The sequence below is a fragment of the Saccharothrix longispora genome (assembly GCF_030852425.1).
GTDB classification, from domain to species: Bacteria; Actinomycetota; Actinomycetes; order Mycobacteriales; family Pseudonocardiaceae; genus Actinosynnema; species Actinosynnema longispora.
The window spans coordinates 434,198-457,570 of the sequence record NZ_NSDM01000002.1; the positions used below are offsets into that span (position 1 = coordinate 434,198).

At 73.9% G+C, this 23,373-nt stretch carries 24 protein-coding genes; 12 read left to right on the plus strand and 12 right to left on the minus strand.

The genetic code is table 11. The annotated features are described in order from the left end of the window. The first annotated feature begins 55 nt into the window (after positions 1-55). From CKY47_RS06970 to CKY47_RS06990, 5 genes are all read left to right on the plus strand, one after another. Positions 56-1,465 carry a diaminopimelate decarboxylase gene (locus CKY47_RS06970; protein ID WP_306744826.1) on the plus strand — a complete coding sequence of 470 codons (1,410 nt, stop codon included), beginning with the start codon at positions 56-58 and terminating at the stop codon, positions 1,463-1,465. A 66-nt stretch (positions 1,466-1,531) separates the two neighbouring features. After that, on the plus strand, positions 1,532-2,440 hold the full coding sequence (locus CKY47_RS06975; RefSeq protein WP_306744827.1) for a class I SAM-dependent methyltransferase: 909 nt from the start codon (positions 1,532-1,534) through the stop codon (positions 2,438-2,440). An 18-nt stretch (positions 2,441-2,458) separates the two neighbouring features. Further along, complete coding sequence (locus CKY47_RS06980) at positions 2,459-3,514, plus strand: TauD/TfdA family dioxygenase (RefSeq protein WP_306744828.1); 1,056 nt, start codon at positions 2,459-2,461, stop codon at positions 3,512-3,514. A gap of 74 nt (positions 3,515-3,588) precedes the next feature. Next, positions 3,589-4,773 (plus strand): phosphoserine transaminase, encoded by a 1,185-nt coding sequence (locus CKY47_RS06985; RefSeq protein ID WP_306744829.1) that lies wholly within the window; start codon positions 3,589-3,591, stop codon positions 4,771-4,773. Continuing rightward, the gene (locus tag CKY47_RS06990) at positions 4,770-5,546 is read left to right on the plus strand and encodes an inositol monophosphatase family protein (RefSeq protein ID WP_306744830.1); all 777 of its coding nucleotides are present in this window, start codon (positions 4,770-4,772) and stop codon (positions 5,544-5,546) included. The genes CKY47_RS06985 and CKY47_RS06990 overlap by 4 nt, the downstream gene beginning before the upstream one ends. Before the next feature lie 6 nt (positions 5,547-5,552). Here CKY47_RS06990 and CKY47_RS06995 read toward each other — a convergent pair whose 3' ends face one another. The 11 genes from CKY47_RS06995 to CKY47_RS07045 all read right to left on the minus strand — a co-directional run bounded on the left by CKY47_RS06995 (position 5,553) and on the right by CKY47_RS07045 (position 15,006). After that, positions 5,553-6,017 carry an Lrp/AsnC family transcriptional regulator gene (locus tag CKY47_RS06995; RefSeq protein WP_306744831.1) on the minus strand — a complete coding sequence of 155 codons (465 nt, stop codon included), beginning with the start codon at positions 6,015-6,017 and terminating at the stop codon, positions 5,553-5,555. A gap of 129 nt (positions 6,018-6,146) precedes the next feature. Continuing rightward, positions 6,147-7,574: a gamma-aminobutyraldehyde dehydrogenase gene (locus CKY47_RS07000; RefSeq protein ID WP_306744832.1), complete on the minus strand. Its 1,428-nt coding sequence runs from the start codon at positions 7,572-7,574 to the stop codon at positions 6,147-6,149. Between the two features lie 73 nt (positions 7,575-7,647). Next, positions 7,648-9,000: an APC family permease gene (locus tag CKY47_RS07005; protein WP_306744833.1), complete on the minus strand. Its 1,353-nt coding sequence runs from the start codon at positions 8,998-9,000 to the stop codon at positions 7,648-7,650. A 40-nt stretch (positions 9,001-9,040) separates the two neighbouring features. Continuing rightward, positions 9,041-9,424, minus strand: coding sequence for an STAS domain-containing protein (locus tag CKY47_RS07010; protein ID WP_306744834.1), 384 nt, complete (start codon positions 9,422-9,424; stop codon positions 9,041-9,043). A gap of 102 nt (positions 9,425-9,526) precedes the next feature. Further along, positions 9,527-9,913, minus strand: a complete 387-nt coding sequence (locus CKY47_RS07015; RefSeq protein ID WP_306744835.1) for a response regulator — start codon at positions 9,911-9,913, stop codon at positions 9,527-9,529. After that, entirely contained in the window at positions 9,910-10,980 is a 1,071-nt protein-coding gene (locus tag CKY47_RS07020) for a PAS domain-containing sensor histidine kinase (RefSeq protein WP_306744836.1), read from the minus strand. Before CKY47_RS07020 ends, CKY47_RS07015 begins: the two co-directional genes overlap by 4 nt. Positions 10,981-11,026: 46 nt before the next feature. Further along, the gene (locus CKY47_RS07025) at positions 11,027-11,437 is read right to left on the minus strand and encodes an ATP-binding protein (protein ID WP_306744837.1); all 411 of its coding nucleotides are present in this window, start codon (positions 11,435-11,437) and stop codon (positions 11,027-11,029) included. Positions 11,438-11,508: 71 nt separating this feature from the next. Continuing rightward, entirely contained in the window at positions 11,509-12,159 is a 651-nt protein-coding gene (locus CKY47_RS07030; RefSeq protein WP_306744838.1) for a response regulator transcription factor, read from the minus strand. 189 nt (positions 12,160-12,348) lie between these two features. After that, positions 12,349-13,134, minus strand: a complete 786-nt coding sequence (locus tag CKY47_RS07035) for an endonuclease/exonuclease/phosphatase family protein (protein ID WP_306744839.1) — start codon at positions 13,132-13,134, stop codon at positions 12,349-12,351. 100 nt (positions 13,135-13,234) lie between these two features. Further along, a complete protein-coding gene (locus tag CKY47_RS07040; RefSeq protein ID WP_306744840.1) occupies positions 13,235-14,416 on the minus strand; it encodes an FAD-dependent oxidoreductase in 1,182 nt (393 codons plus the stop codon). Continuing rightward, entirely contained in the window at positions 14,413-15,006 is a 594-nt protein-coding gene (locus tag CKY47_RS07045) for a PadR family transcriptional regulator (RefSeq protein ID WP_306744841.1), read from the minus strand. Before CKY47_RS07045 ends, CKY47_RS07040 begins: the two co-directional genes overlap by 4 nt. A gap of 110 nt (positions 15,007-15,116) precedes the next feature. On the opposite strand from CKY47_RS07045, the gene CKY47_RS07050 reads away from it, so the two are divergent. Together CKY47_RS07050 and CKY47_RS07055 are read left to right on the plus strand one after the other, a co-directional pair. After that, the gene (locus tag CKY47_RS07050; protein WP_306744842.1) at positions 15,117-15,644 is read left to right on the plus strand and encodes a GrpB family protein; all 528 of its coding nucleotides are present in this window, start codon (positions 15,117-15,119) and stop codon (positions 15,642-15,644) included. 103 nt (positions 15,645-15,747) lie between these two features. Continuing rightward, on the plus strand, positions 15,748-16,626 hold the full coding sequence (locus CKY47_RS07055; RefSeq protein WP_306744843.1) for an endonuclease/exonuclease/phosphatase family protein: 879 nt from the start codon (positions 15,748-15,750) through the stop codon (positions 16,624-16,626). A 190-nt stretch (positions 16,627-16,816) separates the two neighbouring features. On the opposite strand, the gene CKY47_RS07060 is transcribed toward CKY47_RS07055, so the two are convergent. Next, positions 16,817-17,302, minus strand: a complete 486-nt coding sequence (locus tag CKY47_RS07060) for a carboxymuconolactone decarboxylase family protein (RefSeq protein ID WP_306744844.1) — start codon at positions 17,300-17,302, stop codon at positions 16,817-16,819. 160 nt (positions 17,303-17,462) lie between these two features. Here CKY47_RS07060 and CKY47_RS07065 point away from each other — a divergent pair, with 160 nt between their 5' ends. From CKY47_RS07065 to CKY47_RS07085, 5 genes are all read left to right on the plus strand, one after another. Further along, positions 17,463-18,353, plus strand: a complete 891-nt coding sequence (locus tag CKY47_RS07065; RefSeq protein ID WP_306744845.1) for an RNA polymerase sigma-70 factor — start codon at positions 17,463-17,465, stop codon at positions 18,351-18,353. A gap of 91 nt (positions 18,354-18,444) precedes the next feature. After that, entirely contained in the window at positions 18,445-19,887 is a 1,443-nt protein-coding gene (locus CKY47_RS07070) for a beta-galactosidase (protein WP_306745003.1), read from the plus strand. A gap of 41 nt (positions 19,888-19,928) precedes the next feature. Continuing rightward, on the plus strand, positions 19,929-21,443 hold the full coding sequence (locus CKY47_RS07075) for a glycoside hydrolase family 53 protein (RefSeq protein ID WP_306744846.1): 1,515 nt from the start codon (positions 19,929-19,931) through the stop codon (positions 21,441-21,443). A gap of 107 nt (positions 21,444-21,550) precedes the next feature. Further along, positions 21,551-22,225 (plus strand): GntR family transcriptional regulator, encoded by a 675-nt coding sequence (locus CKY47_RS07080; RefSeq protein ID WP_306744847.1) that lies wholly within the window; start codon positions 21,551-21,553, stop codon positions 22,223-22,225. After that, positions 22,222-23,373 carry an MFS transporter gene (locus CKY47_RS07085; RefSeq protein ID WP_306744848.1) on the plus strand — a complete coding sequence of 384 codons (1,152 nt, stop codon included), beginning with the start codon at positions 22,222-22,224 and terminating at the stop codon, positions 23,371-23,373. Before CKY47_RS07080 ends, CKY47_RS07085 begins: the two co-directional genes overlap by 4 nt.

Genomic DNA, 23,373 nt, shown 5'->3' on the forward strand with positions numbered 1-23,373 from the left:
GCGACCGCGGGACCGGACGACACCGACGAAGACCGGAAGACCTGGAAGTGGTGCCATGGAAGCATCCTCATCGACCCTGGACTGCCGAGGGCTGCCCCCGGCCCTGGCGGTGCTGCGGATCAAGCAGGCCATCTCCGCCACCCGCGACGCCCACGCGCCCGTGCGGGTGGTGCTGGGCGAGGACTGCGGGCGCGACCGCGTGTCGCTCGCGCTCGGCGAGGCCGCCGGTCGGCTCCAGTACGCCGACGCGCCCGGCCCGGAGCCGACCCGCCCGTGGTGGCAGCGACGCGACCTGCGCTACCGGGACGGTCGCCTGCACCTGGGCGGAACCGACGTCGGGGAGCTGGCCGAGCAGGTCGGCACGCCCGCCTACGTCGTCCGGGCGGACCGGGTGCGCGAGAACGTCGAGCGCCTGGCCGGCGCGATGGCCGCCGCGGACCTGGACCACCGCGTCTACTACGCCATCAAGGCCAACCGGTCGCCGGGCCTGCTGACCTACCTGCGCACCACCGGGCTGGTCGGCGTCGACGTGTGCTCGGCGGGCGAGCTGCTGCACGTGCTCGGCGCCGGGTTCGCTCCCGACTCGATCTCGTTCACCGGCACGTCGCTGTCCCGCCGGGAGATCGAGCTGCTCACCCGCTTCCGGGGGCTGCGCGTCAACTTCGACTCGCTGTCCTCCCTGGACGCGTTCGGCCGGGCGTGCCCGGGGCGCGAGGTCGGCCTGCGCATCAACCCCGGTGTGGGCGTCGGCTACCACGGCGACGAGCGGCTGAACTACAGCGGCGCGCCCACCACCAAGTTCGGGATCTACCGCGAGCACCTCGACGAGGTGCGGGCGATCGCCGAGCGGTGGGACCTGGACGTCGTCCGGCTGCACTTCCACGTCGGCTGCGGCTTCCTGGACGCGGAGCTGTCGCAGCTGGAGGACGCGCTCGACGCCGCCGACGCGTTCACCGGGCACTTCCCCGACCTGCGGGAGATCAACCTGGGCGGCGGGCTCGGCGTGCCGCACACCGCGGCGGACCGGGCGCTCGACCTCGACCGGTGGGCGGGCGCGGTGGCCCGCCGGTTCGCCGGGCGCGGTCTGGTCGTCGCCGTCGAACCGGGTGACTACCTGGTGAAGGACGCGGGCCTGCTGCTCACCACGGTCACCTACGTGGAGCGGCGCCGCGACGTGCTGTTCGCCGGGCTCGACGCGGGCTTCAACCTCGCCGTGGAACCGGCCTTCTACGGGCTGCCCTGCGAACCCGTCGCGGTCGCGCCGCGACCGGACGGGGCCACCGCGACCTACACCGTGGTGGGCAACGTGAACGAGGCGCTCGACCGGTGGGCGTCCGACCACCGGATGCCCGAGCTGCGGGAGGGCGACCACGTGGCGCTCATCAACGCCGGCGGCTACGCGGCGTCGATGCGCTCGGACCACTGCCTGCGCGGGGAAGCCCGCGAAGTACTGCTGATCGACTGAATCCACCGACGCTTCCCACCAGCCGTCCGCGCTCTCCTTGGGGGTCTACCAATGCGGTCAGAAAGCATGCTGTCAGCGTGGACGCACACTCCCGGCATCGCAGGCGACATCGTGCCCAGCTTCGCCTTCAACCCGACCGACCCGTGGACGACGACGTTCCAGGAAGCCCTCCGGCGCGCCGACCTCGCCGGCCGCCACGTGTACGAGGTCGGCGTGGGCACCGGGACGAACATCGCCTTCATGCTGCGCCAGTGCGGTGCGTCCATGGTGCTGGGCAGCGACCTGGACCCCCGGTTACCGCTGCTCGCGCAGCGGCTGATCGGCGAGATCGCGCCCGACCTGCTGGAGCGGTTCCGCCCCATCGAGGGCTCGGTCAACCTCATCGACACGCCCGACGCCAGGGCGGGGGTGGCCCTCGCCGACGTCGTCGTGGGCTGCCTGCCGCAGGTGCCCGACCCGGATGACGCGATGTACCTGGACTTCCACGGCGCCCAGTTGGAGACGGCGACGCCGGTGGGCGGGCGCGCGGACGACCACATCGCGCACTACTACCCGTGGACGGCGTTCAACGACTACCCGTTCAACGCGGTGGGCCTCGGCCTGATCGAGGCGTTGCTGCGGCGGGTCAGGTCCTGCTCCCCCGCCGCCCGGGTCGTGCTGACCTTCGGGTGCCGGATCGGCCGGGACCCGATCCTCCGGCTGTTCCGCGCCAACGGGTACCGGCCGGAGGAGCTGGTCTCGCGGATCGTGCCGCAGAACGAGCGCACCGACATCTCGTTCTTCGTCGCCCTGGAGGCCGCCCTGCGCGGCACCGGCTGCGAGTCGGACTTCACCTGCGAGTTCTACGCCGATCCCGACGGCCGGGTGCCCCTGTCGGCCACCGAGGCCAAGGAGCGGCTGGACGCCGACCCGGCGCTGCCGGTGTTCCACGAGATCTGCGTCCTGCGGGGCCACCCCGGGCCCGCCGCGGAATGACCAGTTGGAGGTACAGCAGTGGACACCAGAGCAGGTAGCGGCGCGCCGGCCTTCCGCCTCGTCGAACCCGGCCCGCCCTTCACCGTCCCCGTGCGCGGTCGCGAGTTCCTGGCCGGCTCGTCGCACGCGAACTTCCCCGACACCGTGCCCGACGTGGGCGCGGCGCTGCCGACGCTCGCCGCCGACGCGACCGGCTGCCCGCCCGACGTGCTGGCCGCGGCGGTGCGGGAGGTCGTCGACGAGACGCTGCCGCAGGCCGGCGGCGTGCTGCTGCGCGGCCTGCCGCTGATCGACAAGGCGGGTTTCGAGGGGCTCATCGGCGGCCTGGGCTACGACCGCGCCGGGTACGAGGGCGGCATCGCCGTCCGCAAGCAGGACTCGGGCGCGGCGCTCAACGCGAGCCAGGAGGACCGCCGGATCACGCTGTCCCCGCACAACGAGATGGCCTACCTGCCCACCTACCCGCGGAAGATCTTCTTCTTCTGCGAGAGCGAGGCCACCCGGGGCGGCGAGGTGCCGGTCAACGACATCCGCGAGACGGCCGCGGTGCTGCCCGACGACGTGAAGGACGCGTTCCGGGAGAGGGGCGTGCGGTACCACCGCAACCTGGCTAAGGAGTCCGGCAACGGCGAGATGGGCTGGGTGGACACCTTCCGCACCGAGGACCGGGCGGCCGTCGAGGAGCACATGGTCGCGTCGGGCTACGAGTTCGCGTGGGACGAGGACGAGGGGCTGCGGTACCACTACGCGCGCGGCGCGTTCACCACCCACCCGGACACGGGCGAGGAGCTGTGGTTCAACCAGGTGACCGAGCTGCACTGCTCGTACTGGCGCTCCCACCCCGGTTTCCCGCCCGACCTGCCCGACGAGGCGTACCCGGCGACGACCACCTACGGGGACGGTTCCCCGATCGACGAGGACCTGATCTCCTCCCTGCGCGGCGCGCTGTGGACCACCTCGCGGGCGGTGCGGATGCGCCGGGGCGACGTGCTGGTGCTGGACAACCAGGTGTTCCAGCACGGGCGCTTCTCGTTCGAGGGGCCGCGCCGGCACTTCGTGAGCCTCGCGCGGTAGGCGGCGCGGGGTGCGCCGCCGCCGGTGGCGCACCCCGCGCGACCGTGGACACGACTTCGGGGGGAAGACCTCGCATGGACAGACCGGAGCTCAAGCCCGCGCGCCCGTGGTTCTCGGCGGGCCCCTGCGCCAAGCGGCCCGGGTGGGACCTCGACGCCCTGAAGGGCGCCTTCGTCGGCCGCTCGTTCCGCATCCCGGAGGGCCGGGCCAGGCTCGCCGAGGTGATCGAGAAGTCGAAGCGGGTGCTCGGCCTGCCGCCGGACTACGAGGTGGCGATCGTGCCCGGTTCGGACACCGGCGCCATCGAGATGGCGATGTGGAACCTGCTGGGGCACACCGGGGTCGAGGTGTGCTGCTGGGAGAACTTCGGCTTCACCTGGCTCGCGGACGTCGTGGACCAGCTGCGGCTGCCCGACGTGACCGCGCACCGGGCGGACCGGTACGGGGCGCTGCCCGACCTGTCCCGGGTGGACTTCGACCACGACGTCGTCTTCACCTGGAACGGCACCACGTCGGGCGTGTGCGTGCCCGACGGCGACTGGATACCCGACGACCGGCGCGGTCTGACGATCTGCGACGCCACGTCCGCCGTGTTCGGGATGGACGTCGACGCGGCCAAGCTGGACGTGATCACCTGGTCCTGGCAGAAGGCGCTGGGCGGCGAGGGCGCGCACGGGATGATCGCCCTGTCGCCCGCCGCGGTCGAGCGCCTGGCGGTGTTCCGGCCCGACCGACCGCTGCCCAAGGTGTTCCGGCTGGCCAAGGACGGCCGCGTGCTCGACGGGCTGTTCGACGGGTTCACCATCAACACCCCGTCCATGCTCGCCGTGGAGGACGCGCTCGACGCGCTGGACTGGTGCGCCGAGGTCGGCGGGCTGCCCGAGCTGGTCGCCCGCTCGCGCCGCACCCTCGACGTCGTCGCGCGGTGGGTCGAGGCGAGCCCGCACGTGGAGTTCCTCGCCGAGGACCGCCGCACCACCTCGTCGACGAGCATCTGCCTGAGGTTCACCGACCCCTTCCTGGACGGGCTCCCCGCGGAGCGCACGGCGGCGTTCGCGGCGCGCGTGCGGGAGCGGATCGAGGAGAACGGCGCCGGCCACGACCTGGCCGCGCACCGCGAGGCGCCGCCCGGCATCCGGATCTGGGGCGGCCCCACCGTCGACACCGAGGACGTGGCGGCGCTGCTGCCCTGGGTCGACTGGGCGTTCGCCGAGACGCTGCACGAGTTCACCACCACCACGAGCATTGGGCACACATGACCGACGCGCTCACCTCCGAGCTGACCCGCTTCGCCGAGCACCTCGCCGACGAGGCCAGGCTCCTGCTCGCCCGCGCGGCGGCGGAGCCGACCTCCGTCGACGTCAAGGCGGACAACAGCTTCGTCACCGCCACGGACCGCGCCATCGAGGCGAGGCTGCGCGAGCTGATCGGCGCGGCCTACCCGGACCACGGGATCGTGGGCGAGGAGTACGGCTCGTCGAACGCCGACGCGGAGGTCGTCTGGGTGCTCGACCCGCTGGACGGCACCGCGCCGTTCATCGCGGGCATCCCGGTGTACGGCACGCTGATCGGCGTGGGCAGGCACGGCAGGCCGTGGATCGGGGTGCTGGACTACCCGGCGACCGACGACCGGTGGGTGGGCGTCAGCGGGACGTTCGCCGAGCGCAACGGGGCGAAGGTGGCCGTCCGCCGCTGCGCCGACCTCGCCTCCGCCCTGCTGACCTGCTCGAACCCCGACTTCTTCGGACCCGCGGACCACGCGGCGCTGACGCGGGTCCGCGAGCGCGCCCGGTACACGCTGTACGGGGGCAGCTCGTTCGCCTTCGGCGCGCTGGCGAGCGGTCGCACGGACCTCGCCGTCGACAGCGGGCTCAAGGTGTACGACGTGTTCGCGCCGGCGGCCGTGATCAGCGGGGCGGGCGGCGTCGTGACGGAGTGGTCCGGCGCCGAGCTGACCCTGGCGTCGGGCACCCGGGTCGTCGCGGCGGGAGACCCCGAGCTGCACGCGACGGCGCTCGCGCTGCTCGCCTGAGCGCGGTCACCGCGGGGAGCCGCCGGGCACCGGGCGGCTCTCCACGACCTGCTTCATGACGAGGGTGGACGTGAGGCGCTGGATGCCCGGCAGCGCGGACAGGTGGTCGTCCTCCAGGCGCTGGTAGGCGGCGAGGTCCGCGGTGAGCACGCGCAGCAGGTAGTCGGGGTCGCCGAACAGCCGCTGCGCCTGGACGACCTGCGGTATCCCCGCGACGGCCTCCTCGAAGCGCAGCAGCGTGTCGCGGTCCTCCTGGCGCATGGTGACGAACACCAGCGCCTCGAAGGTCAGCCCGACCGACTCGGGGTCCACGACCGCCCGGTAGCCCCGGATCGCCCCGCTGCGCTCCAGCTCGCGCAGCCTGCGGTGGCAGGGGGACACGCTCAGCCCGACCCGCGAGGCGAGGTCGGTGACGGTCAGCCGGCCGTCCTCCTGGAGTTCGGCAAGGATCTTCCGGTCGATCACGTCCACGTGGAAGATCCTTCTACCACGTGGGCGGAATCGCAAGAACTCGCACCGACCTCCGGGTTATCTCCGGCGTTTCCCCGTCCGGGAGGCCGATCCCCCCGCGAGAACGCCGGATGCCCGCCGGTTCCGCCGTCAGGCGTCGAACGCGCTCATCACGTGCTTGATCCGGGTGTAGTCCTCGAAGCCGTACACCGAGAGGTCCTTGCCGTACCCGGAGTGCTTGAAACCGCCGTGGGGCATCTCGGCGGCGAACGGGATGTGCGTGTTGACCCACACGCAGCCGAAGTCGAGCCTGGCGGACATCCGCATGGCCCGGCCGTGGTCGCGGGTCCACACCGACGACGCCAGCCCGTACTCCACGTCGTTGGCGAACCGCAGGGCCTCGGCCTCGTCGGCGAACGGCTGCACGGTGATCACCGGGCCGAAGATCTCGGTCCGGCTGACCTCGTCGTGCCGGCGCAGGCCGGAGACGACGGTGGGCGCGTAGAAGTAACCCCGATCGCCGACGCGGGCGCCGCCGTGGTGCACGGTGGCGTGGTCGGGCAGCCGGTCGACGAAACCCGCCACCCTGGCGAGCTGGTCGGCGTTGTTCAACGGGCCGTAGGCCACGTCGGGCTCGTCCGGGCCGCCGGTGCGGGTGGCCCGCGCCTCTTCGGTGAGGGCGGCGACGAACTCGTCGTGCACCTCGGCGGCGACCAGGACGCGGCTCGCGGCCGTGCAGTCCTGGCCCGCGTTGAAGTAGCCCGCCGCGGCGATGCCCCGCGCCGCGGCGGCGACGTCGGCGTCGGCGAACACGACGACGGGCGCCTTGCCGCCGAGTTCGAGGTGGGTGCGCTTGAGGTCGGCCGCGGCGGCGGCGGCGACCTCCATGCCCGCGCGGACGGACCCGGTGATGGACACCATGTCGGGCCGGGGGTGGGAGACCAGCGCGCGGCCGGTGTCGCGGTCGCCGCACACCACGTTCAGGACGCCGTCCGGCAGGAACTCGGCGCAGATCCCGGCCAGCAGCGCGGTGGTGGCGGGCGTGGTGTCGGAGGGCTTGAGCACCACGGTGTTCCCCGCCGCCAACGCCGGGGCGACCTTCCACACGGCCATCATCAGCGGGTAGTTCCACGGCGTGACCTGCGCGCACACGCCGACCGGCTCGCGCCGCACGAACGAGGTGAGGCCGGGCAGGTACTCACCCGCCGACCGCCCCTCCAGGACGCGGGCCGCGCCGGCGAAGAAGCGGATGTGGTCGGTGCACGGCGGGATCTCCTCGGCGGCGGTCAGCGCGCGCGGCTTCCCGGTGTCGCGGCACTCGGCGTCGACCAGCTCGTCGGTCCGCGCGTCCAGCGCGTCGGCGATCCGGAGCAGGGCGCGCTGCCGCTCGGCGGGCGTGGTCCAGCGCCACGACTCGAAGGCCCGCGCCGCGGCTCCCACTGCGGCGTCCACGTCGGCCTGCCCGGACAGCGGGGACGTCGCGTAGACCTCGCCGGTGGTCGGGTCGACGACGTCCAGCTCCCGCCCGTCGGCCGCCGGGCACTGCTTGCCGTCCACGAAGTTGGCGAACGCGGTCATGGGTCCCCCTGCTGCCTCGGTGCTGCGCCGCGTCCGATTCCACCAGAGCCGCCGGCGCGGCGGTATCCGCGGATCAGCTCCGGCCCGAAGGCTCCGGCACTTCGGCGTCCCCGGCTCCGGCCGCGTCCCGGTCCCGGCCGCCGCGCCGGGCGCGCACGGCGTTGACCGCCGCGAGCAGCGCGCCCAGCCCCAGCAGGACCAGGCCGCGCAGCCACACCGCGCCGTCGATCCGCGTGAACAGCAGCAGGCACGAGGCCAGGCCCAGCCACGGCAGGACGGTGGGCACCCGGAAGTGGTCGGCCTCTCCGCCCTCGCGGCGGCGCAGCACCAGCACGGCGGCGTTGACGGCGGTGAACACGACCAGCAGCAGGAGCACCAGCGTCTCGGCCAGGGCGGCGACCTCGCCGGTCAGCGCCAGCACGAGCGACAGCGCGGAGGTCGCCAGGACCGCCACCCACGGCGTGCGGCGGCCGGGCAGCACGCGGGCCAGCGGCGAGGGCAGCAGGCCGTCGCGGGCCATGCCGTAGGCCAGCCGCGACGACATGATGCCGGTGAGCAGGGCTCCGTTGGCCACGGCCACCAGCGCGACGACGCCGAACAGCCAGTCCGGCACGCCGCCGGCGAGGCGCACCACCTCCAGCAGCGGCCCGCTGGACCCGGCCAGCTCGTCGGTCGGCACGGACGCGCTGGTCACCACCCCGATCAACAGGTAGACCACGCCCGCCGTGAGCAGCGCGCCGAACAGCGCCCTCGGGTAGGAGCGGCGCGGGCGCTCGACCTCCTCGGCCAGGTTCACCGACGTCTCGAACCCCACGAACGAGTAGTAGGCCAGCACGGTGCCCGCGAGGGTCGCGCCCAGGACGCCGTGCCCGCCCGTACCCACCTCGGCGAGTCGGCCCAGGTCGGCGTCACCGCGCAGCACCACCCACGCGCCCAGGCCGATGACCAGCAGCAGCCCGCCGACCTCGACGACCGTGGCCACCGCGTTCGCGCCCAGCGACTCCTTCACGCCGCGGATGTTGAGCAGCGCCAGGACGGCCAGGAACACGACCACCACGAGGAGCGTCGGCAACGACACCAGCGCGCGCAGGTAGTCGCCCGCGAACGCCAGCGCCAGCGCGCCCACCGACACGACACCGGCCGCGAGCATGCAGAACCCGACCAGCGAGCCCGCCGCGGGGCCGAACGCCGTGGTCGCGTAGTGCGCGGAACCACCCGCGCGCGGGTACCGGGTGGCCAGCTCGGCGTACGACCCGGCCGTGAGCGCGGCCAGCACGAGCGCGGTCAGCAGCGGCAGCCACACCGCGCCGCCGGACTGCTCGGCGACCTCGCCGACGAGCACGTAGACGCCCGCGCCCAGGATGTCGCCGAGGATGAAGAAGTAGAGCAGCGGTGTGCCCACCGCCCGCCGCAACGAGGTCGCCATGCCCGCCCCTGTACCCCACCGGGGTGATCGCGAAGCAGGTTCAGGCGGGTTGGCCGACGCGCGCGGCGGACTTCCAGGTCAGGGCTTCGGCGAGGGTCGGGAAGAGGGTCAGCACCCGGACCACGCCGGTGATCTCCAGCGGCCTGAGCACCACCCGCCCGGCGGCCACGAGCACCAGCTCCCCGCCCGCGCGCCGCACGTGCCGGTTGGCCTCCAGCAGCAGCGACAGACCGGACGAGCCGAAGAACCGCACGGCGGTCAGGTCCAGCACGAGCACGGGTGGCGGCGGGCCGAGCAGCACGTCGCGCAGGCGCGGCGCGGTGTCCAGGTCGAGTTCACCCGCGACAGTGACGATGACGACGCCGTCGACCCGGACCACGTCGACGTCCAAGGCGGGGGACGGGTGCTCGATCGGTTCAACCACGGCGGCTCCCGAGGGTGCGGTGCGGTCGTACGAGGCAGTTATACCAACATCGGCGCGTCGCGCCCGTCGGATGAGCCCCCGAACGGGCGTGGCCGCAAGTCGTCACTCGATCGAGTGACCAAGGCGGCGCACGGCGGCCACGATGTCGCTGTTGGGCACCCCCTTGACCAGGTACTCCGACACCCCGGCCCGCTTGATCTCCCCCACGGCCGCCGAGTCGGCGTACGCCGAGAGCGCGAGGATGCCGACGCGCGGCGAGCGGAGCCTGATCTCCCGCACCGCCCGGCCGCCTCCGCCGCCGGGCATCCGCACGTCGAGCACCACGACGGCCGGGGCGTGCCGCGCGGTCATCTCGATGGCCTCGTCCGCGTCCCGGGCGACCGCGACGACCCGCAGGTCGGGCTCGGCGTCGAGCACCTCGCGCAGCGCGTCGCGGATCAGCGGGTCGTCGTCCGAGATCACCACGGCGATCGTCGGGTACCCCGTCACGGCTCCTCCTGGACGTCGGGCGAGGGCACCCAGAACCGCACGGCGGCGCCCCCGGTCGGGTTTTCGCCCAGGGTCCACCAGCCGCCGGCGGTCTCCGCGCGCTCGCGCATCTCGATGGTGCCGAAGTGCTCGAACGGCGTCCGGTCGGTCGGCGCGCCGATCCCGACGCCGTCGTCCGCGACCTCGACGAGGGTGCCCCGGTCCACGCTGGTCAGCGAGACCTCGACGGCCGTGGCGCGGGCGTGCTTGTGGACGTTGTTCAGCGCTTCCTGGCAGATGCGGAAGATCGTGATGGCCACGTCGGCGGGCGGCTCGTGGTCCAGGTCGTGCCGCAGCCGGTAGGTCACGCCCCACTGCGCGGTGACGTCGGCGAGGTAGTGGTCCAGGGCATCGGCCAGCCCGTGCTGGTCCAGCTCCGGCGGGCGCAGTCGGAACACCAGGTAGCGCAGGCGGTCGATGGACGTGCGGACCACCTCGTCGAGCCGGCGCACGACCTCGGCCTGCTCCTCGGGCACCCGGCCGGCGAGCAGCTGCAACCGCATGCCGACCGCGACCATGGCCTGGATGGAGTCGTCGTGCACGTCCCACGCGATGCGGCGGCGCTCCAGCTCCTGCGCCTCCACGAGGTGGCTGACCAGCCTGCGCTGCTCGGTCAGCTTCTGCTCGGTGCGCCTGCGCTCGGTCATGTCCCGGGTGACCTTGGCGTACCCGCGCAGCTCACCGGTCTCGTCGAACAGCGCGGTGATGACGACGTTCGCCCAGAAGCGCGACCCGTCCGCCCGCAGCCGCCACCCCTCGTCCTCGAACCGGCCGACCTCCGCCGCCACCTCCAACTCACGCCACGGCTTGCGCGCCGCCAAGTCCTCCGGCGGGTAGAACGCCGAGAAGTGACGCCCCAGCACGTCCTCCGCCGAGTACCCCTTGATCCGCTCCGCACCCGCGTTCCAGCTGATCACACGGCCACCCGGGTCCAGCATGAAGATGGCGTAGTCCACGACGCTCTGGACGAGCAGCCGGTAGGCGTCCTCGGCGGGTGTCTGGATACCGCTCACGGGGTCGACGGGCATGGCGCCACTGTGCACCACGAGACCCCTGCCGGTCGTGGGCGGGCGGTCAGGCCGCCGGGTCATCCTCCGCGCCCACCTCGGCGTCGAGCTCGAACCACACGACCTTGCCATCGGGCCGCGGGTCGACGCCCCAGCGCCTGGCGAGCCGGGCCACGACGACCAGGCCCCAGCCACCGGACGGCCCCGACACGCGGGTGCACGGCAGCAGCGGGCTGGCGTCGAACACCTCGACGCGCACGGAGCGCGCGTCGCCGACCAGCCGGACGACCGGTTCGGAGGCGGTGTGCCGCAGGACGTTGGCGACGAGTTCGGAGGCGAGCAGCACGACGTCCTCGTGGTCACCGCGAAAGCCCCGGCGGAGGAGCGTGCCGCGGACGAAGTCGCGGGCCCCCGAGGCCGCGCCCGGCCCGCGGGGCACGGCGAACTCGGCCGGCCGCGCTGACAGGGAGAGGTCCACGTCGCACAGGGTGGCGGATGCGCCGTCGGTTGCCCAGACGCACCCACACCGGTCCGACTGGTGCACGTGCATCAGTCGAGCAGCCCGTCACGCCGGGCGATGGCCACCGCCTCCAGCTTCGACCGGGCGCCCAGCTTCTCCAGCACCCGCTGCACGTGGTTGCGCACGGTGTTGCGGGCGATGCCCATCCGCTCGCCGATCTCCTCGGTGCCGGCGCCCTGCGCGAGCAGCACCAGCGCCTCGCGCTCCCGCGCGGTGAGCGCGCCCCGGCCGCCCGGCACGCGCCCGGTGAGCTTGCCCAGCACGCCGGCCAGCACCGCGCCGTCGAACACGACCTCGCCCGCCGCCACCCGCAGCACGGCGTCGGTCAGCTCGTCCAGGCGCGCGGACTTCGACACGAGCCCGGCCGCGCCGCACTCCGCCGCGCGAGCCGCGACCGACACGGTGACCTCCCCGGTCAGCACGAGCACCCGAGCGCCGGCCTCGCCGAACAGCCCGACGGCCTCCAGCCCGTCCCCGTCGGGCAGGCGCCGGTCCAGCAGCACCACGTCGGGGAGCAGCCGCCGCACGTCGGCCACGGCGGCGGCGATGGACCCGGCGGTGGCCACGACCTCGACGTCCACGGCATCAGCCCAGGCCAGGCCGAGCGCCTCGGCCACCAACCTGTGGTCCTCGACCAGGACCACGCGGACCGGTGCGGACGGGTGGGGAGGGAGCGTCATGCGTGCCGTTCCTCGTCGCCGGGACAGGCCCACCACCCTAGTCACCCGCGACACCCTGCGGCCGACCGGTCCAGCGTGCTGCGCCGAGCGGCCCCACCACCCGAGAGTCCGACCCCCGGGTCGCGACCCGGGGGTCGGACTCTCGCCGCCGGACCGGCCGAACCCCCGTAGCGGTGAGCGGCCCGCTCCTCAGAACGCGTAGGCGACGACGAACGCCGGGTGGTCGGTGCGGTACATGGGGTGGGTCGCCGTCGAGACGAACGCGAGCGTGCGCGCGGTGACGTGCTGCACGCCGCCGTCCCCCTTGCGGAACCACCCGGCGGGCACGCAGTTCTGCGCGTTGGTGGACGAGCCGGGGCTGTACCCGAGGTTCAGGTCGCCCGCGACGACGTGCCGGGTGGTCGCCGAGCCGGTGGGGTCGAACGACAGGGGCTTGGCGGGCAGCAGTTCCCGGCACTGCGCCAGCGCGGTGGACGCCGTCGTGCTCAGGTGGGTGGTGCAGGCGGTGAAGGCGCGCACGGCACTGAGCGCGCAGCCCCACGCGCGCATCTCCGTGCCGCCGTCCTGCGCCGAGTAGATCCCGTTCCCGCCGGCGGCGATGCCCTCCTTCACCACGATCCCGCTGCCGTACGCCCCGCGCCCCGCCGTGCACTGGTAGTCCGAGCCGGTGGACCGGTTGCGCGCGGGCGCGAACCGGAACCCGGCCCCGGCGCCGACGGCGGCGGTCGACCGGGCCATGTCCGACCGGCACACCTCGTTCACCGAGACCACGTCCGGCAGTCGGCGGCCGATCACGGTCACCGCCTCGTCCACCGCCCGACCGCCCTGGTAGCACCCGGCGACACCGCTGTTGCACAGGTTCACCTGGAGCACGACGAACGGCGTGGCGGCGACAGCGGCGGCGGCCGGGACGGTGGACAGGCCGCAGAACAGCAGCGCGGCCACGGCGAGCGACGTCCGGCGCGGGGTTCCCATGCGGGACATGCTCACGGCGGCGGGACGCCGGGACAACCCCGGCCCCCGGTCCCGGGCGACCGGGACCCGGACGACCTCGCGGTCCCCCTCCGCGGAGGTCCTACGGCCGGACGGCCGCCGACGGCTCGTCCCACTCGATGCGGTGGTCGAACTGCCACGTGTAGCGCTCCGGCTTGGCGAACTTCACCGCCCACGGCATCAGCAGGTCGCGCAGCACCCGGCCCACGGGGCCCGCCGCCTTGTCCCGGTTGGTGCGGGCGGCCATCGCGATGATGCGCTCCACGCGGTCGCGGCGCAGGTGCTCGTAGGCGGCGAACGCCCGTTCGTGCGGGAGGTCGCGCAGGCAGCGGGCCAGTTCCACCGCGCTCTCGACCGCCAGGGAGGCGCCCTGGCCGGAACTGGGCGACGTGGCGTGCGCGGCGTCGCCGACGAGCACCATGCGCCCCCGGCTCCACGTCGGCACGGACGGGATGTCCTCCAGCGCCCCGGTGACGAGGACGTCGGCCGGGTCGGTGCGGTCGATCAGGGCCACGGCGGGCACGCGGTCGTCGGCGAAGGCGGCCCGCAGCGTCGCCACCCACTCCTCGACGGGCGTCCTCCTCGCCTCGGTGGTGGACAGCGGGGTGCGGCTCGGCAGGTTCGCGAACCACCCGCCGGAGCCGTCGTCGAGCACCTGGTAGCCGAAGAACGCGCGCTTGCCGAACACCATGTGCATGACGCCGCCGGTGGCCGGAAGGCCGGTGTCGGCCACCCGCGCGCCGAAGCCGAGCAGGCCCGCGTACCGGGGTCCCGGCGCGGCCGGGTCGATCAGGCGGCGCACGGTGGAGCGGATGCCGTCCGCGCCGACCAGCAGCCCGCCCGCGGCGGACGTGCCGTCGGCGAAGTGCGCGACGACGTGGTCCGGCGCCTCGGTGACGTGCGTCAGCCGCTTGCCGGGCACGACCCGCACGCCCTGCCCGGCGGCCTCCTCGCGCAGCACGCGCTGGAGGTCGTCGCGCCACACCATCGACATCGGCGGCTCCGTGCCGAACTCGGCCAGCACCTTGCCGGTCCAGCTGCGCATCCGCATCGAGGTGATGGGCGTGGTCACGGCGCGCACGGCCTCCTCCAGCCCGACCGCGCCCAGCGCCCGCATCCCGTTGGGCGCGATGCTCAGCGCACCGCCCGCGCCGCCCGCGGGCCGCGCGTGGGCCTCGAAGACGGTGGCCTCGATCCCCGCCCGCCGCAACGCCACCGCGGCCACCGGCCCCCCGATGCCGCCGCCGATCACCAATGCCGTCATGTCCCCTCCTGGTGGAACTTCGCCCAGAGCGGTCCCCAACCGTGCTCCGGGTCCTGGATGCGGTCGACGAAGCCCCGGACGAACGCAGCCTCGGCGTCGAGCAGGGCCAGCCGGTACTCCTCTTCGACCAGGAAGAGCGGGTGCACGTCGCCGCCCTCGACGAGCGCGGCGATCGCGGCGCGCTGCTCGGCCAGCCGGGCCAGCCGGTCCGCGAGCAGCGCGAGCACCTCGTCCGGTGGCAGCGCGGCGATCAGCGACAGCGCGGCCACGAAGTGCGGGTACTCGTGCTTCGGTTCGGCGACCAGCTCGCGCATCCAGTCGCGCAGCTCGGCGCGGCCGGCGTCGGTCAGCGCGTACGTGGTGCGCTCCGGCCGGGAGCCCTCGCGCGAGGTCCCGTGCTCGGCGATGAACCCGGCCTTCGCGAGCTGCCCGACCACCATGTAGAGCGAGCCGTGGTTGAACTTGATGCTGCGCGCGTCCCCGTGCTCGCGCAGCATCCGGCTCAGCTCGTAGGCGTGCGCCGGCCGCCTGACGAGGTAGCTCAGCACCGCGAGTCCCAGCAGGTTGCCGACCTTGCGCTTGCCCGCCACGTGTCCCCCTAGTCAGTTATGACTATCCAGTCTTGGCTAGTCGATGTCAACCAATCCATCGTCCGCACGAGTGCGGTTGACGAGCGGCCGATCTGCCTACCATGGGTGTGGTGACCTCGGTGCGCGGCCGTTACGACTACACCGTCGAGCTGGTGTTCCACGACGTCGAGGCGGTCGCCCAGTACCACCGCGACCGGTCGACCGTCGGGGCGGCGCTGGGCGACCTGGACCACGCGATCGAGCCCATCGGCAGCAGGCTCGTCCCGGGGATCTGGTCGAAGCCGATCATGGACCTGATGGTCCGCGTGGAGGAGCGCGACCTCCCCCGCGCGACAGCCCTGCTGGCCGGGACGGGGTTCCAGGCCATCACCATCGCCGAGCTGTCGCGCACCATGCTGCGCCGCTACCGCCCCGGCACGGTCGCGCCGAACCTGCACGTCCACCTCGTCACGCCGGACGCGTGGTCGGCCAGCCCGGAGCGCGCCTTCCACCGGCTGCTGCGCGAACGCCCCGCCGTCGCCACCGCCTACTCGGCGGTCAAGCACCTGGCGCTGGAGCTGAGCGGCGGCGACCCGCAGCGCTACGGCACCGTCAAGGGCCGGTTCATCGAGTGGCTGGCGGAGGCCGGGCGTCCCTGACCCGATTCCGCAGGGCCGGCGCCGCACGTCGCCGCGCCCCGAAGGCGGGATGTCAGCCGGCTGAAACGGAAGGCGCCCGGCGGACGACCCTGCGGTTGATCGGATGTCGCGAAGCACCCCGGCCACCGCCGGGCCGACCGACACCACTCACCGACCGCGGACCTCCGTCCGCGCTCCCACCCGCCTGCCGAAGGGCAACACCGCCGTGCGCGTCATCACCTGGAACGCCAACCGCACCCACCGCTGGGACCTGCTCTGGGCCGACCCCCTCGTGGCGGGCCTCGCCTGGGACGTCATCTGCCTCCAGGAGGTCGGCAACCCCGACGTGGCGCACTGGACGCACGCGCAGGGACCCGTGTGGAGCCAGGACCGGGCCGCGCGGGACACCGACGAGTCCTTCGTGCAGCGGCGGTACACCTACCAGCCGGCCCACTACCCCGCCGCCCTGCACATCACCCACACCGAGTGGGGCAACCGGCAGAAGAACCACCTGACGATCATCACGCAGACCAGGCCGTCCTGGGCCACCGAGCTCGGCGGCGCCATGAGCGACCGGCCGGTCCTGGGCATCAAGGTCCGGTTGGCCCTGCCGACCGGTCCCGCCGACGTCCTCCTCGGCTGCGTGCACCTCGTCGCCAACAGGACCAAGTCCCCCCGGGAGTTGGGCGTCCTGGTGCCGTACCTCGACAGGATGTGCCGCGAGGCGAACGCGCAGGGTTGGCTGCTCGTGGGCGACTTCAACTGCTCCCCGACCGAGATGGTGCAGTCGGCCGGCAGCACGGTCGGCGTGTGGTACCCGCCGTTCCCGACCCAGGACTCGGTCGGCGAGCCGATCGACTACGTGGTGGTCGAGCCGCACCTGTACCAGGCGGTCATGGCCATGCCGGGCATTTCCGGGAACTGGGAACAGGGCACCGCGGCGAGCGACCACCGGCTCGTCAGGTACACCCAGCCCAACGGCCCCGCGCTCCAGGTCCTCTAGCGGGCCGGCCGAGGGCCTGCCCCGGCACCCGGGGCGCCGCGCTGGAGGGCGTGCGGCACGGGTGCCGCGGATCGTGCCGGCCTCGGAGCGGGGCATCGACGTCCCGGCCTGCGTGCAGGACGTCCGAGGGCCGGCCTGCCCCGCCCCGGTCCCGGTCCACCCCCCCCCACGCGGACCGGGACCGGGGCGGTCAGGCGAGCGCGGCGGCGAACGCGCCGGGCTCGTAGGAACCTCCCCGCCGGCGCACGATCACCGCGAGCCGGTTGGCGGCGTTGATCAGCGCGACCAGGGAGACCAGCGCGGCGACCTGGTCGTCGTCGTAGTGCTCGCGCACCCGGGCCCAGGTCTCGTCGGACACGCCCTGGTGGGCGTCGGCGAGCCGGGTGCCCTCCTCGGCGAGCGCCAGCGCGGCCCGCTCGGCATCGGTGAACACGGCGGACTCGCGCCAGGTGGCGACCAGGTGGAGCCTGACCTGGGTCTCGCCCGCCGCGGCGGCCTCCTTGGTGTGCATGTCGACGCACCAGCCGCAGCCGTTGATCTGGCTGGCGCGCAACGACACCAGCTCCTGCGTGGAACTCGGCAGCGTCGACCGGTGGATCACCGCGGCCGCGTTGGCGAACCGCTTGGCGAACGTGCCGGCGAGCTCGTTCCGGAAAAGGTCGAACCGGGCTTCCATGACGTCGTCCTCACTTCGTGGTGGTGCGCTGGACGGACACGAGATGCCGGCGGACAGCCGCGCGTGACAGCGCCACCGGGTGACGTGGGACACGGACCGGGGGTGTCACAGGATCGCGTCGGCCGGCGTCTGGTGGGCGTCCGACCGAGAGGAGCCACCCGTGGCAGGCACGTCGCAGACCGCCACCGACACGTTCGTCGCCCACCGCAGCCTGCTGTTCACCGTCGCCTACGAGGTGCTCGGCTCGGCGGCCGACGCGGAGGACGTCCTCCAGGAGACGTGGCTGCGGTGGGCGGGCGTGGACCTCGACGCGGTGCGGGACCGGCGCGCGTACCTGGTGCGGGTCACGACCCGGCAGGCGTTGTCCCGGTTGCGCGCGGTCGGCCGCCGCCGGGAGTCCTACGTCGGTTCGTGGCTGCCCGAGCCGCTGCTCACCGCGCCGGACGTGGCCGAGGACGTCGAGCTGGCCGACAGCGTCTCGATGGCGATGATGCTGGTGCTGGAGACGCTCGCGCCGACGGAGCGGGCGGTGTTCGTGCTGCGCGACGTGTTCGACCTCGGCTACGGCGAGATCGCGGAGGCCGTGGACAAGAGCCCGGCCGCGGTCCGCCAGATCGCCCACCGGGCCCGGGCCCACGTCGCGGCGCGCCGACCGCGCGGGGCCGCCTCGCGGGACGAGGCGCGGGGCGCGCTCGACGCGTTCCGGCGGGCGGTCGAGACGGGGGACCTCCAGGGGCTGCTCGACGTCCTCGCCCCGGACGTCGTCCTCCTGGGCGACGGTGGCGGGATCAAGCAGGCCGTCCCGCGGCCGGTCGTGGGCGCGGACCGGGTGGCCCGCGTGCTGGCCGGCGGGCTGGGGAAGCTGCCCGTCACCGCGACGCTGCGGCCGGCGCTGGTCAACGGCTGGCCGGCACTGGTCCTGCTGCTCGACGGCGGGATCGACACCGTCGTGGCGGTGCGCGTCGACGACGGCCTGGTCACCGGGCTCTACGCGGTGCGCAACCCCGAGAAGCTGTCGCACATGGCGAGCGAGACCGCCCTGCGCCGGTGAGCGGCGTGGTCAGCTGGGGTCGCGGTCAGGTGGAGTCGCGGACCACCAACTCGGTCGGCAGGATCGCCGCCGCCGGCGGTTCGCCGTTCATCTGGTCGACACCGCGTGGGGCACCACCTTCTGGGGCCAGCGCTACGGCGACTGGGACGAGGTCGAGCCGCCGCGCGCCACCGCGACCGCGGGCAACCCCGCGCAGGAGCTGGACTTCCTGCGGTTCTGCTCCGACGAGCTGCTGGCCTGCTACCGGGCCGAGCGGGACGTGCTGCGCGAGCACTCGTCCGCGCCGGTCACCACGAACTTCATGACCACCAACTGCAAGTCCGTCGACTACTGGCGCTGGGGCCGCGAGGTCGACGTGGTGGCCAACGACCACTACCTGACCGCCGAGGCCGACCGCAACCACATCGACCTGGCCATGTCGGCCGACCTGACCCGCGCGGTGGCCGGCGGACGGCCGCGGATGCTCATGGAGCACTCCACCGGCGCGGTCAACTGGCAGCCCCGCAACATCGCCAAGCGGCCGGGCGAGCTGGCCCGCAACAGCCTGGCGCACGTGGCGCGCGGCGCGGACGCGGTGATGTTCTTCCAGTGGCGGGCCTCGCGCTTCGGCGCGGAGAAGTTCCACTCGGCGATGCTGCCGCACTCGGGCACCGGCAGCCGGGTGTGGCGGGACGTGGTGCGGCTGGGCGCCGACCTCGGGTCGCTGGCGGAGCTGCGCGGCAGCCTGGTGCGCGCGGACGTGGCCGTGGTGTGGGACTGGGAGTCGTGGTGGGCGATGGAGCTGGCGTGGCGCCCGTCGGTGGACCTCGACTACCGCGAACGCGTCGCCGCGTTCTACGAGCAGCTCTGGGACGCCCACCTGACCTGCGACTTCGTCGCCCCCGGTCAGGACCTCGCGGGCTACCGGCTGGTCGTCGCGCCCTCGCTGTACCTGACCGCGCCGGGCACCGCCGCGGTGTTCGGGCGGTACGTGCGCGACGGCGGCACGCTCGTCGTGTCGTACTTCTCCGGCATCGTCGACGACAACGACGCCGTGCACCCCGGCGGCCACCCCGGCGCGCTGCGCGAGGTGCTCGGCCTGGAGGTCGAGGAGTTCCTGCCGCTGCGCGCCGGCGAGCGCGTCTCCCTCACCGGGGGCGCGACGGGCGACGTGTGGGCCGAGGACGTCCGGCCGCACGGCGCGGAGACCGTGCTGGAGTACGCCGACGGCCCGGCGGCCGGGAAACCCGCCGTGACCCGGCACCGGCTCGGCGGCGGCAGCGCCTGGTACCTCTCGACCCGGTTGCGCGGCGACGACCTGGCGGGCGTGCTGCGCGGGGCGTACCGGGACGCGGGCGTCGAACCCGCCGACCTGCCGCGCGACGTGGAGGTCGTGCGGCGGCACGGCCCGGACGCCGAGTACCTGTTCGTGCTCAACCACACCGACGTCGACACGCGGATCGAGGCGTCGGGCACCGAACTGCTCACCGGCGGGCGCTGCGACGGCCTGCTGACCGTGCCCGCGGGCGCGGTGGCCGTGCTGCGCACCGGTTGAGCGGACCCACCCACCGCGTTCTCGACGAGGAGGACGAACCGATGTCCGCATTCCCCACGTTGCTCACCGCCGCGGTGCTCGCCGCCGCGGTGGTGGCACCGCCGCCCGAGGCGGTCGCCGCGAGCACGCTCGCCAACCCCGGCTTCGAGTCCGGCGCGTCCGGCTGGACGAGCACCGGCGGCGCATCGTTCGCCGAGGCGGGCGGGCGCAGCGGCAGCACCCGGCTCACGCACTGGTCCTCCTCCGCGTACCGGGTGGAGACCCGGCAGACGTTGACCGGCCTGACCGACGGCCGGTACACCGCCCGCGCCTGGGTGCGCTCGTCCGGCCGGCAGCACTCCGCGCACCTGGCGCTGCGCGACTGCGGTGGCGCGGAGCAGCGGGTCGCGCTGCCGGTCAGCGCGGACGGGCTGTGGACGCGGGTCGCGGTGTCCGCACAGGTGTCCGGCGGCCGGTGCACGGTCGCGCTGGTGTCCGACGCCAAGGCCGGCGACTGGATCAACGTCGACGACCTGGAGTTCGTCGGCGGTGGCGCCGCGGTGCCGGTGCGCGGTGGGGACACCTCCACCCTGCCCAAGTCCGAGGCCAACGGCGGCGTGTACCGCACGGCGTCCGGGCGGGCACAGGACGCGTTGCTGATCCTCAGGGCCAACGGCATGAACCTGGTGCGGCTCAAGGTCTGGGTGAACCCCGCCGACGGGTACGACGACAAGGCCCGGGTGCTGGCGATGGCCAAGCGGGTCAAGGCGCAGGGCATGCAATTGATGATCGACTTCCACTACTCCGACGCGTGGGCCGACCCGGGTCGGCAGCGCAAGCCGGCCGCGTGGGCGGGGTACTCGTTCGCACAGCTCACGAAGGCGGTCCACGACCACACCTACGAGGTGCTGAACGCCCTGAAGGCGCAGGGCACCACGGCCGACTACGCCCAGGTCGGCAACGAGATCAACCCCGGCATGCTGCTGCCGGACGGGTCGTCGGACAACTGGGCCAACCTGTCCGCGCTGCTCAAGAGCGGCGTGGCGGCGGTGCGGGCGGTGTCGTCCTCGACGAAGGTCATGCTGCACCTGGCCAACGGCGCGGACCAGGGCACCGTGCGGTGGTGGTTCGACAACGCGGTGAGCCGCGGGGTGCCGTTCGACGTGGTGGGCCTGTCCTACTACGGCTACTGGCACGGCACGCTCGGCGCGTTGCAGCGCACGCTGTTCGACGTGCCCGCGCGGTACGGCAAGGACGTGATGGTGGTGGAGACCGCCTACCCGTTCACGATGGCCGACGCGGACTCCGAGCCGAACGCGTTCAGCGACTCCTCGAAGCTGCTGCCCGGCTACCCGGCGACCTCCGAGGGCCAGCTCGCGCACTTCCGCGACGTGATCAGCGTGGTGCAGGCCGTGCCGCGGGCGCTCGGGGTCGTGTACTGGGAACCCACCTGGTACGCGGTGCCGGGCAACGGCTGGGACCCCTACGACCCGGACTCGGGTGACGGCTGGGACAACCAGGCGCTCTTCGACTGGTCCGGCAGGGCGCTCCCGGCGATCACGGCGTTCGACCGCTGACGGCTCCCCGTCCGGCGGGTGACCATCCCCACCCGCCGGACAGGTCCGCTCGTCCCGCACAGGTTATAAGCTATGACCTGTCGTCGTCCGAGCGGGAGGAGCACCCCGTGCTGCCGGAACCAGCGCCCCTGTTCCAGACCAAGGCCGAGTTCGCCTACGACGAGGTGCGCCGACGCGTGCTCTCCGGCGAGCTGGCGCCCGGCTCGGTGATCAACCAGGGGCCGCTCGCCCGGGAGATCGGGATCAGCACCACGCCGTTGCGCGAGGCGTTGAAGCGGCTCAAGGCCGAAGGGCTCGTGGAACTGGGCGCGCACCGCGACGCGCGGGTCGCGGAGCTGCGCGCCGAGGAGGCCCGCGACCTGGTGGAGGTGCGCCGGGCGCTCGACCCGGTGGCCGTCGACCTGGCCGCGCGGCGGCGCACCGCCGACGACGTCCGCGAGATGCGCGAGGCCGCCGAGGGACTGCGGGCGCTGACCGCCGACCCGGGCCCGGACGAACTGGCCGTGCACCGGCGGTTCCACGCCGCGCTGTACCGGGCCTCGCACAACGCGCTGCTGGTCGAGGCGCTCGACGGGTTGTGGGACAAGACCGACCGCTACCGGCGGCACGCCCTGGAGGTCGAGCGGGACGAGGAGGCGCGGGCCCGGAAGGACCGCGAGCACGCGGCGCTGCTGGAGCTGGTGATCGCGGGGGACGGCGAGGCCGCGGCGGCCGTGATGCGGGAGCACGTCGACACCAGCCTGACCGCCCACGCCGCGTGGCGGCTGTCGAAGCGGCCGTGAGGCGCCTCCCGACCGTCGCGCTGTTCGGCCACGCGGTCCTCACCCAGGTCGTCACGTTCGTGCTGCGGCCCACCGCGTCCTACCGGGCACTGGAGCTGGACGTGCCCGCGTCGTGGCTGGGCGCGCTGTCGGCCTGCTTCGCGCTCGTGCCGCTGGTGCTGGCACTGCCCGCCGGGCACGTGGTGGACCGGGTCGGCGAACGGCGGGTGCTGGTCGCGGGCAGCGTGCTGATGGCCGGGGCCGCGGCGGTGTTCGCGTTCCTCGACGGCGGCCTGCCGGGGTTGCTGGCGGGCAGCGTGCTGCTCGGCACCGCGCACCTGTGCTGCGTGGTGGGCCAGCAGGCGCTGGTGGCCAACGCCGCCTCCGGGCGCGGCCTGGACTCCGCGTTCGGCTACTACACGTTCGCCGCCTCGCTCGGCCAGCTGCTCGGGCCGCTGCTGATCCCCGTGTTCGGCGGCGGCGGGTCCATCCCGGACACCGGACCGATCTTCCTCGGCACGTTCCTGGTCGGCACGCTGCTGGTGGTGTTCGCGGCGCCGCTGCCCAGCAGCCGGACCGGCCGCGAGCGGGCGGCGGGCGGGTCGGTCGGCCTGGGGCCGCTGCTGCGCCTGCCCGGCCTGGCGAGGGCGCTGACGACCAGCTGCGTCGTGATCGCCGCGGTGGACATCTCGCTGGTCTACCTGCCGGCGCTGGGCGCGGAGCGCGACCTGTCCGCGGGCCTGGTCAGCGCACTGCTGGCGCTGCGGGCCGCCGCGTCCATGGTGTCGCGCGTCCTGCTGGGGAAGCTCAGCGCGGCCCTGGGCCGCACGCGACTGCTGGTCGGCAGCGTCGCGATGGCGGCGGTGGGCCTGGCGTGCTGCGCGCTGCCCGTGCCGGTGTGGGCGCTGGTGGCGGCGGTGGTCGTGGCGGGTCTCGGCCTGGGCGTGGGACAGCCGCTGACCATGTCGTGGCTGGCCGAGTCGGCGCCGCCGGGCGCGCGGGGCCGGGCGATGTCGCTGCGCCTGACGGGCAACCGCGCGGGCCAGGTGGTGGTGCCGGCCGCGGTGGGCGCGGTCGCCGCCGGCCTGGGCGCGGCGGGGGTGCTCGGGCTGACCGCCGTCACCCTGGCCTGGACCGGTTACCTGGCCCGCAGACTGTCCGTCGACTGA